2 protein-coding genes are annotated in these 824 nt (G+C 68.4%); both read left to right on the plus strand.

Annotated features, from left to right (window positions below; all coding sequences use genetic code 11):
• Window positions 1-281, plus strand: a 281-nt coding sequence (locus FK530_RS24370; RefSeq protein ID WP_193560360.1) for an NIL domain-containing protein, incomplete at its 5' end; no start/stop codon positions are given.
• Window positions 278-824: methionine ABC transporter permease (locus FK530_RS24375; RefSeq protein WP_146489425.1), on the plus strand; the 547-nt coding region annotated here is incomplete at its 3' end. The genes FK530_RS24370 and FK530_RS24375, both read left to right, overlap by 4 nt.

Here is an 824-nt window from a genome sequence, read left to right on the forward strand (position 1 = left end):
CGAGCACCCCACCGGCCTCGCTCACGGAGTCCGGCGAGGGCGGGGACGTCTGGCGGTTGGTCTACTCCGGGGACGGGGCCGGGCGTCCCCTGCTCTCCCAACTCGTGCGGGACTTCCACCTGGAGGTCAACATCCTGGCGGCCACCGTCACCGAGATCCGCCACCACACGGTGGGGCACATGGTGGTCCGGGTGAGCGGGGATCCCGGTGACCTCCTGCGCGGGGCCGAGAGGCTGCGGGCCAACGGGGTGCAGGTCTCGGCAGAGGGGAGCAGGTCATGATCGGGAAGTCAGTCACCATTGCCCAGTTCCTGGAGAGCATCCTCCAGACCCTCTACATGGTGTTCGCCTCCCTGGCCATCGGAGCGCTCCTGGGGACGGTCCTGGGCATCGCGCTGGTGGTGACGCGGCCCGGCGGCGTGCTGGGGAACCGGTGGGCGTTCGCCATCCTCAACCCGGTCATCAACGTCCTGCGCTCGATCCCCTTCATCATCCTCATGGTCGCGATCCTGCCTTTCACGCGTTTCCTCGTCGGCACGACGATCGGCACAGGTGCGGCCATCGTGCCCCTGGTCGTCTTCATCGGTCCCTACATCGCGCGCCTGGTGGAGAACTCCCTCCTGGAGGTCCCCCAGGGGATCATCGAGGCCGCTGACTCCATGGGGGCCACGTCCTGGCAGATCGTGTGGCGCTTCCTCCTGCCCGAGGCGCGTTCCTCCCTGATCCTCTCCCTGACCACGGCCACCATCGGTCTCATCGGCGCCACGGCGATGGCGGGCACGATCGGTGGCGGCGGTCTGGGCGATCTGGCGATCTCCTACGGCT

Origin of the sequence: Tsukamurella conjunctivitidis (genome assembly GCF_007858475.1) — a bacterium.
Taxonomy (GTDB): Bacteria; Actinomycetota; Actinomycetes; order Mycobacteriales; family Mycobacteriaceae; genus Tsukamurella; species Tsukamurella conjunctivitidis.